Origin of the sequence: Frateuria sp. YIM B11624 (genome assembly GCF_049727805.1) — a bacterium.
Lineage (GTDB): Bacteria > Pseudomonadota > Gammaproteobacteria > Xanthomonadales > Rhodanobacteraceae > Frateuria_A.
The window spans coordinates 54,851-64,030 of record NZ_JBCNYA010000026.1 but is presented as its reverse complement, the minus strand read 5'-3'; the positions used below and the strand labels follow the sequence as shown (position 1 = coordinate 64,030).

9 protein-coding genes are annotated in these 9,180 nt (G+C 68.5%); all 9 read left to right on the top strand.

Annotated elements, in window-relative coordinates; all coding sequences use genetic code 11:
- On the top strand, positions 1-261 hold a 261-nt coding region (locus AAIL17_RS13705; protein WP_424683411.1), incomplete at its 5' end, for a penicillin-binding transpeptidase domain-containing protein.
- A complete protein-coding gene (gene rodA, locus AAIL17_RS13700) occupies positions 258-1,373 on the top strand; it encodes a rod shape-determining protein RodA (protein WP_424683410.1) in 1,116 nt (371 codons plus the stop codon). The genes AAIL17_RS13705 and rodA, both read left to right, overlap by 4 nt.
- 91 nt (positions 1,374-1,464) lie before the next feature.
- Positions 1,465-2,469 carry a lytic murein transglycosylase B gene (gene mltB / locus AAIL17_RS13695; RefSeq protein WP_424683409.1) on the top strand — a complete coding sequence of 335 codons (1,005 nt, stop codon included), beginning with the start codon at positions 1,465-1,467 and terminating at the stop codon, positions 2,467-2,469.
- Positions 2,466-3,377 carry a septal ring lytic transglycosylase RlpA family protein gene (locus tag AAIL17_RS13690; RefSeq protein ID WP_424683408.1) on the top strand — a complete coding sequence of 304 codons (912 nt, stop codon included), beginning with the start codon at positions 2,466-2,468 and terminating at the stop codon, positions 3,375-3,377. The genes mltB and AAIL17_RS13690 overlap by 4 nt, the downstream gene beginning before the upstream one ends.
- A gap of 61 nt (positions 3,378-3,438) precedes the next feature.
- On the top strand, positions 3,439-4,695 hold the full coding sequence (locus AAIL17_RS13685) for a D-alanyl-D-alanine carboxypeptidase family protein (protein WP_424683407.1): 1,257 nt from the start codon (positions 3,439-3,441) through the stop codon (positions 4,693-4,695).
- Positions 4,695-4,985, top strand: coding sequence for a YbeD family protein (locus AAIL17_RS13680; protein WP_424683406.1), 291 nt, complete (start codon positions 4,695-4,697; stop codon positions 4,983-4,985). Before AAIL17_RS13685 ends, AAIL17_RS13680 begins: the two co-directional genes overlap by 1 nt.
- Before the next feature lie 210 nt (positions 4,986-5,195).
- Positions 5,196-5,873 carry a lipoyl(octanoyl) transferase LipB gene (gene lipB / locus AAIL17_RS13675; RefSeq protein WP_424683405.1) on the top strand — a complete coding sequence of 226 codons (678 nt, stop codon included), beginning with the start codon at positions 5,196-5,198 and terminating at the stop codon, positions 5,871-5,873.
- Positions 5,874-5,883: 10 nt separating this feature from the next.
- The gene (gene lipA, locus AAIL17_RS13670; RefSeq protein WP_424683404.1) at positions 5,884-6,888 is read left to right on the top strand and encodes a lipoyl synthase; all 1,005 of its coding nucleotides are present in this window, start codon (positions 5,884-5,886) and stop codon (positions 6,886-6,888) included.
- 7 nt (positions 6,889-6,895) lie between these two features.
- On the top strand, positions 6,896-9,133 hold the full coding sequence (locus AAIL17_RS13665) for a carboxy terminal-processing peptidase (RefSeq protein ID WP_424683403.1): 2,238 nt from the start codon (positions 6,896-6,898) through the stop codon (positions 9,131-9,133).
- Positions 9,134-9,180: the final 47 nt, after the last annotated feature.

Sequence of the window (9,180 nt, the reverse complement as noted above, 5' to 3'; positions counted from 1 at the left end):
CTCGCCAGCCGCCACCGCGCCTGGTTCGAGGCCTTCGCGCCGGCGGACGATCCGAAGATCTCGGTGGTCGCCATGCTCGCGGCCGGCGCCTGGGGCGCCGAGGCCTCCGGTCCGATCGTGCGCACGATCATGGAAGCCTGGCTGGCCACCCAGGGCGGCGCGCCGGCCAGGCCGCTGCCGCCGGCCGCCAGCTCGGCGCCCACCCAGCCGGAGGTGCCCGAGGACGTGCCGGTCCCGGCCGACGGCGGAGCCACGCCATGATCCATGCCCTGCACATGCGCATGCGCCGCTTCCTGCGCCGCATCCTGACCCGCCCGCGGATCGACCTGCCGCTGGCGATGGGCCTGTTCGCGCTGGCGATGGTCGGCCTGGTCACGCTCTACAGTGCCGGCGGCGGCGATCTCGGCCTGGTCGGCGGCCAGGCTGCACGCTTCGTGCTGGGCGGTGCGCTGCTGCTGCTGATCTCGCGCATCCCGCCGACCGTGCTGCGCAGCTGGACGCCGTGGCTCTACGCAGGCAGCACCACGCTGCTGGTGCTGGTGGCGATCCTGGGCGAAGGCCGCGGCGCGTACCGCTGGCTGGACCTGGGCTTCATGCGCTTCCAGCCTTCCGAGTTGCTCAAGCTGACCATGCCGATGATGGTGGCCTGGTACCTGCACCCGCGGCAGCTGCCGCCGAGCTGGAAGGACATGGCGGTGGTGGGCGTGCTGATCGCCATTCCCGCCGGATTGATCGCCGAGCAGCCGGACCTGGGCACGGCTCTGCTGGTGACCGGCGCGGGCGCGTTCGCCCTGTTCCTCGCCGGCGTGGCGTGGTGGCGCATCGGCCTGCTGGGCGCGCTGGCGGCCGGGATGGTGCCGATCGGCTGGCACTTCATGCACCAGTACCAGCGCGACCGCGTGCTGACCCTGCTCAACCCGGAGGCCGACCCGCTGGGCAACGGCTGGCACATCATCCAGTCGCAGATCGCGGTGGGGTCGGGCGGCATCTTCGGCAAGGGCTGGATGCACGGCACGCAGTCGCGGCTGGAGTTCCTGCCCGAGCACACCACCGACTTCATCTTCGCGGTGTTCTCCGAGGAGTTCGGCCTGGTCGGCGTGTGCCTGCTGCTGGCGCTGTACGCCTTCATCATCGGCCGCTGCCTGTGGATCGCGATGGAGGCGCGCGACACTTATTCGCGCCTGCTCGCCGGTGCGATCGGCATGAGCTTCTTCGTTTACGTCTTCGTCAACGGCGGCATGATCGCCGGCATGCTGCCGGTGGTCGGCGTGCCGCTGCCGTTCGTCAGCTACGGCGGCACTTCGGCGGTGAGCCTGCTGAGCGGCTTCGGCGTGCTGATGTCGATCCACGCCAACCGCAAGATGCATGACTGAGCGGCGCCCCGCCGCCGCCTCGATGTGGCCACGGATCGCACGCGTGCGCATGCTAGGCTTCGGTGCGATGTCGATTCGCGCGGTGTTCCCCATGTCCCTTGTCCGATCGTGCCGCCTGCCTGGCGTGCTCGCCGCCCTGCTGCTGGCCGTCGCGCCGGCGTATGCCCAGAAGACGGTCCATCCCGGCCAGGCCGAGCTGGTCCGCGAGGTCGCCCGCGATACCGGCAAGTCCGCCGCCCGGTTGAACGCGCTGCTCAGTGGCGCGCAGCGGCAGCAGTCGATCATCGACGCGATGAACCGTCCCGCCGAGGCCAAGCCCTGGAAAGCCTACCGGCCGATCTTCATCACGCCCAAGCGGATCGATGAAGGCGTCGCGTTCTACCGCGCGCATCGCCAGTTGATCGAGCGCATCGCCGACCAGTACGGCGTGGCGCCGGAATACCTGGTCGCCATTCTCGGCGTCGAGACCTTCTACGGCCGCAACACCGGCAAGTACAAGGTGCTCGACGCGCTGGTGACGCTGGGTCTGTACTACCCGCCGCGCGCGAAGTTCTTCCGCGAGCAGCTGAAGGTGCTGCTGGAGCTGCCGGCCGACCACCTGGCCGGTCCGCTGGACACGCTCACCGGCTCCTACGCCGGCGCGCAGGGCTGGGGCCAGTTCATGCCCTCGAGCATCCGCGACTTCGGCGTCGATGCCGACCACGACGGCCACATCGACATGCAGGGTTCGCTGCCGGACATCCTGGCCAGCGTCGCCAACTATTTCGTCGGCAACGGTTGGGAACGCGGCGGCCCGGTCGCCGCGCGGGCGCAGCCGGATACCGCCCCGCGGCCGCTGGACGTGCCCGACACGCAGCCGCGCTGGCCGCTGGAACAACTGGAAGCCTGGGGCTATGCGCCGCTGCAGCCGTTCGATCCGGGCCGGATGACCAGCCTGCAGGCGCTCGAGGGCGGCAACGGCCTGGAATACTGGTTCACTTTCCAGAACTTCTACGTGATCACCCGCTACAACCGGAGCCCGCTGTACGCGCTGGCGGTGCACCAGCTGGCCGAGGGCATCGCCGCCGGCGTGCGTTCGGCGGACGCGGTGCCTTGAACGGGCGCGCCGCGGCCGTGGCGGTGCTCGCGCTGGTGCTGGCCGGCTGCAGCGGTTCGCGCCCGCGGCCCTCGCACGGCGGCAGCGGCGTGGGGCCGCGTGCGACAGGGAATTCCGGCGGCTTCCGCGACGACCTGAGCCGCCCGCAGTCCAGCCGCTACCGCGACAACAGCGACAGCGTGCCGCCGCCGATCGACGTCAGCAGGATTCCGGAGCCGATCCCGAAGATCGAGCCGCGCTCGCTGTACGGCAACAAGTCGCCCTACACCGTGCTCGGCCAGACCTACCGGGTGTTGCCCAGCGCGCGCGGCTACGACGAGCGCGGCATCGCTTCCTACTACGGCGCCAAGTTCCACGGCTACAAGACCTCGAGCCTGGAGAACTACGACATGTACGCGTTCAGCGCGGCACACAAGACGCTGCCGCTGCCGAGCTACGCGCGCGTGACCAATCTGGAGAACGGCAAGAGCGTGATCGTGCGCATCAACGACCGCGGGCCCTTCCACGAGAACCGGCTGATCGACCTGTCCTACGCGGCCGCCGTGAAGATCGGCATCTGGCCCAAGGGCACCGGCCTGGTCGAGGTGCGCGCGATCGATCCGGCGCATCCTGACGAAGACGCCGCGCCCGCGGAACTGGCCGCGCAGGCGGCGGTCCCATCCGGAGGCGCCCACCCGGCGATCTGGCTGCAGGTGGGCGCGTTCGCCGACCTGGCCAACGCCGACCGTGTGGCTGGCCGGCTGCGATCGGCACGGCTGGCGCCGGTGCAGGTGAGCGACGTGCAGGTCAACGGACGCGACGTGCGCCGCGTACGGGTGGGTCCGCTGCAGGACGTCGACCAGGCCGACCGCGTCACCGACCAGATCGAGCAGCTCGGCCTTCCCCGGCCGCAGGTCGCGGTAGACTGAGCGATGCACATTCGCGTCGGCGCGCGGGGCGCCGGCCACAGCAACAGGATCGATACCGACGATGAGCTTTTTCCGCCGTACCCTTGCCACTCTCGCCGCTGCCGCGCTGGTCGCCGGCGCCGCCTTCGCGCAGCAGACGCCGCCGAGGCCCTCGCCGGTGCCGCGCCCGACCGTGCCGGAGGCACCGGTGCCGCCGCCGCCGGACGTGGACGGCAAGGCCTGGGTGCTGATGGACTACGCCACCGGGCAGATCCTCGCCAGCAAGAATCCGGACGAGCGCGTGGAGCCGGCCTCGATCACCAAGATCGTGACCGACTACGTGGTCTCGGCCGAGCTCGCCAACGGCAAGATCAAGATGAGCGACCCGGTCACCATCAGCGAGCACGCCTGGCGTGGCGGCGGCGCGGGTACCGACGGTTCGACCAGCTTCCTGAAGCTCAACAGCCAGGTGCCGCTGAAGGATCTGCTGTACGGCATGATCATCCAGTCGGGCAACGACGCGGCGATCGCGCTGGCCGAGCACACCGCCGGCTCCGAGGAAGCCTTCGCCAACCTGATGAATGCCTATGCCAAGCAGTTGGGCATGACCGGCTCGCATTTCGTGAACGCCTCGGGCTATCCGGTCGAGAACCACTACACCACCGCGCACGACATCGCGATCCTGTCGCGCGCGCTGATCCACGATTTCCCTGACGACTACGCGATCTCGGCGATCAAGCAGTTCGAGTGGAACGGCATCAAGCAGGGCAATCGCAACACGCTGCTGTGGCGCGACCCGAGCGTGGACGGCATCAAGACCGGCCACACCGCCGCGGCCGGCTACTGCCTGGCGGCGTCGGCCAAGCAGGGTGATTCGCGCATGATCGCCATCGTGATGGGCGCCAGCTCGGAGAAGGCGCGCGCCGATTCGGCGATGGCCCTGCTCAACTATGGCTTTCGTTTCTACGAGACCCACAAGCTCTACGACGCCGGCAAGCCGCTGGCCACGCCGAAGCTGTGGAAGGGCGAGGCCGATACGCTGCCGATCGGCATCACCCAGCCGCTGGACGTGACCGTCAAGCGCGGCCAGTACGACCAGCTCAAGGCCACCATGGACATCCCCGCCACGCTGATCGCCCCGTTCAAGAAGGGCCAGCAGGTGGGCACGCTGCGCGTCACGCTCGAGGGCAAGCCGCTGCAGTCGATGCCGCTGGTGGCGCTCAACGACGCCCCGCAGGGTGGCTTCTTCAAGCGCCTGTGGGATTCCATCCTGCTGTGGTTCCATGGCGACAAGAAGGATGACGCTCAAGCCACGGCCCCCGCCGCGGACACCAAGTGATGCAGGAAATCGACTTCAGCCAGGCGAAGAAGGAAGGCAAGGGCTTCCAGTTTCCCGGTGAGTTCGAGATCACCGCGCTGGGCGATGCTGGCGCGGACCTTCCCAAGCGCGTGCCGGGCATCCTCGAAGGCCTGGGCCTGCACGTGCTGCACGAGACGGTCAGCCAGCGCGCCTCGCGCGAGGGCAAGTTCGTCTCGGTGACGGTGAGCTTCCGCTGCGAGACCCGCGAGCAGTACGACGGCGCGCATGCGGCGCTGCGGGCCGATCCGGCGATCCGTTACACGCTCTGAAAGCCCCTTCTCCCGGCGCAGCCGGGGGAGAGGGTTGGGGAGAGGGGGAGGCTTTTGCTTTCCGGAAGGCTTGCCCGATCGGCTTTCCCGCGAGCCCCGACCCCTCACCCAAACCCTCTCCCCGGAGGGGAGAGGGGCTTCCCATCGGGCCCGCTTGCAAACTCGCCTCGCGCGCCTCATCTGCTTCCCATTTCCCCCGGTAGTGCTTCCATGCCCCCCGACTCCCGTCCGCTCCTGATCCGTCGCCTGGGCCGCCAGCCCTACGAGCGCACCTGGAAGGCGATGAGCGCCTTCACCGATGCGCGCGGCCCGGACATGCCGGACGAGCTGTGGCTGCTGGAGCACGACCCGGTGTTCACCCTGGGCCAGGCCGGCAAGATGGAACACGTGCTGGCGCCGGGCGACATCCCGCTGATCCCGGTCGATCGCGGCGGCCAGGTGACCTACCACGGTCCCGGCCAGATCGTCGGCTACCCTCTGGTCGACCTGCGCCGCACCGGCGTGGGCGTGCGCGAACTGGTCCACCGCATCGAGCAGGCGCTGATCGATACGCTGGCGCACTGGTCGATCGACGCCGCGCGCGTGGAGGGCGCACCGGGCGTCTACGTGAACGGCGCCAAGGTGGCCGCCCTGGGCCTGCGCGTGCGCCGCGGCTGCAGTTTCCACGGGCTGGCCTTCAATGTGGCCATGGACCTGGAGCCGTTCGGCCGGATCAATCCTTGTGGCTACAAGGGTTTGGCGGTCACGCAAGTGCTAGACTTGGGCGGCCCGTCGCAGCTGGCGCAGGTCGAGGACGTGCTGGTGGATCAGTTCTGCCGCCAGTTCGGCTTCCGTGCGGTGCCGGCCGCTCCCGTCCTCCCCGAACTCCCCGCGCGCGCCGCGGTCTAGGCAGTCGCAGATGAGCGAAGTTTCCTCCAGGGTGATCCCGATCAGCGTGGTCAACGCTGACGCGGCGGTTGCCGAAAAGCAGCTGGGCAACGACAAGATCGCCCGCAACCGCGCCGGTTTCGACACCAGTGTGCCGGCCCTGCGCAAGCCCTCGTGGATCCGCGTGCGGCTGCCGCAGGGCAACGCCGTGCAGCAGCTCAAGGCGCGCCTGCGCGAGAACGCGCTGGTGACGGTGTGCGAAGAGGCCAGTTGCCCGAACATCCACGAGTGCTTTTCCAAGGGCACCGCCACGTTCATGATCCTCGGCGAGGTGTGCACGCGGCGCTGCTCGTTCTGCGACGTCGCCCACGGTCGTCCGCAGCCGCCCGATCCGCTGGAACCGGCGCGCCTGGCGCAGACGATCGCCGACATGCGCCTGAAGTACGTGGTGATCACCTCGGTCGACCGCGACGACCTGCGCGATGGCGGCGCCGAGCATTTCGCCTCTTGCATCCGCGCCACCCGCCACGCCAGCCCGGAGATCAAGATCGAGATCCTGACGCCGGACTTCCGCGGGAAGGGCCGCATGGAGCGCGCGCTCGAGGTGCTCAAGGCGTTCCCGCCGGATGTCTTCAACCACAACCTGGAAACCGTCCCGCACCTGTACCGCGAAGTGCGTCCAGGCGCCGACTACCAGTGGTCGCTGGATCTGCTCAAGCGCTTCAAGGCGCAGCACCCGGAGGTGCCGACCAAGTCCGGCATCATGCTCGGCCTCGGCGAAACCTACGAACAGGTGATCGAGACCCTGCGCGATCTACGCGCCCATGACGTGGACATGATCACCATCGGCCAGTACCTGCAGCCCACGCCGCACCATCACCCGGTCGTGCGCTACTGGACTCCCGACGAATTCGACGCGCTGCGCGAGGCCGGCGAGGCGATGGGCTTCTCCCACGTCGCCTCCGGCCCGCTGGTGCGTTCTTCCTACCATGCCGACCTGCAGGCCCATGCAGCCGGCGTCACCGAACTCGCCTGAGATCCCCATGACCCTGCGCCCCACGCTCGCCCTGCTGCTCGCCCTCGTCCTGCCGGCCGCCCATGCGCAGGCGCAGGCGCCTGCCGTCCAGGGCGAAGAAGGCCACAAGGCCTCCACGCTGCCGCTGAAATCCACCGACACCCAGGCCGACGCCGCGCAGCTGTCCGCGCGCTTCCTCACGCGCTTCCACTACGACGCCAAGCCGCTCGACGACGTCATGTCGGCCAAGATCTACAAGGCCTACTTCGACATGCTCGACGGCGAGAAGGTGTTCTTCACGCAGGCCGACATGGCGCGTTTCGAGCCGCTGAAGACCAAGCTCGACGACGCGATCTGGAACAAGGACCTGTCCGGCCCGTTCTCGGTGTTCAACCTGTACGTGCAGCGCGCGATCGACCGCATGAACTACGCGCGCAAGCTGCTCAAGCAGGGCTTCGACCTGACCAAGGACGAGAGCTACGCCTACGACCGCAAGCATGCCACCTGGCCGGCCGACCAGACCGCGCTCGACGACCTATGGCGCAAGCGCACCAAGAACGACTGGCTGCGCCTGAAGCTCGCCGGCAAGAGCGACGACGACATCCGCAAGACACTGGACAAGCGCTACGCCGGCTACATCGACCGCGTGAAGCAGCTTGACGGCGAAGACGCGTTCCAGACCTTCATGAACGCCTACGCCGAGACCACCGATCCGCACACCGACTACCTCGGCCCGCGTGCGGCGCAGAACTTCGACATCGCCATGAAGCTCTCGCTCGAGGGCATCGGCGCGGTGCTGCAGGCGCGCGACGAATACACGCAGATCCGCGAGGTGGTTCCCGGCGGCCCGGCCGACAAGTCCGGCAAGGTGCACGTGGGCGACCGCATCGTGGCCATCGGCCAGGGCACCGACGGCGCGATGACCGACGTCATCGGCTGGCGGCTGGACGACGTGGTCGACAAGATCCGCGGCAAGAAGGACACCACCGTAAGGCTGGAGATCCTGCCCGCCGACGTCGGCCTGGACGGCAAGCACGAGCTGGTCACCCTGGTGCGCAAGAAGGTCAGCATCGAGGAGCAGGCCGCCAAGAAGAAGGTCATCGAGGTCAAGGACGGCGACGTCAGCCGCAAGATCGGCATCATCGACCTGCCGACCTTCTATTCCGACTTCGGCGCGCGCCGCGAAGGCGACAAGAACTTCAAGAGCGCGACCCGCGACGTGGCCAAGCTGCTGGGCGAACTGAAGGCCGAGGGCGTGCAGGGCGTGGTGGTGGACCTGCGCAACAACGGCGGCGGTTCGCTGGCCGAGGCGAACGAACTGACCGGCCTGTTCATCGACCAGGGCCCGGTGGTGCAGGTACGCGATGCACGCGGCCAGGTGGAAGTGCAGGGCGACGACGAGCCCGGCCTGGCCTGGAGCGGCCCGATGGCGGTGCTGGTCAATCGCGGCTCGGCCTCGGCGTCGGAAATCTTCTCCGCCGCGATCCAGGACTACGGCCGCGGCCTGATCGTCGGCGAACCGACCTTCGGCAAGGGCACCGTGCAGAACCTGGTGGACCTGGACCGCTTCGCCCAAGGCGACAGCGAGAAGCCGCAGTACGGCGAGCTCAAGATGACCATCGCCGAGTTCTTCCGCATCAACGGCGGCTCGACGCAGCTCAAGGGCGTCACGCCCGACATCCTGTTCCCCAAGAACGGCGACGAGAAGGATTTCGGCGAGTCCACCTACGACAACGCGCTGCCGTGGACGCAGATCCAGCCGGCGCCGTACAGCGCGGTGGCCGACCTGAAGGCCTACCTGCCGCAGCTGACCGGCAAGCACGACGCCCGCGTGGCCAAGTCGCCGGCCTGGCAATTGATGCTGGACGAACTGGCGCAGTACAAGAAGATGCGTGAGCAGACCACGATCTCGCTCAACCTCGCCCAGCGCCAGGCCGAGCGCAAGCGCCAGGATGCGATCCAGGCTGACTTCCGCGCGCGGCACAAGGCGATCGACGGCACCGACGGCGACCTTTCGGACGAACCGGTGCTGGACGACGGCCTCAACGCCAACGAGCGCAGCCTGAAGAGCGAGCTCAAGCAGGAGAAGGAAGCCAAGAACGCCAAGGATCCGGAGCTGCAGGAAACGGCGCACATCCTGTTCGACGCGATCGGCCTGATCAAGGCGAACCCGAAGCTGGCGGCCGAGGTGCTGCCCTACGGCGGCAAGTTCTCGACCACCGCGGCGGTGACGCCGCCGGAAAAAGCGGTCACGCAGCCGCATTGAGAAACGAAAGAGCCCGGCCAATGCCGGGCTCTTTTCGTTGGGGCTCC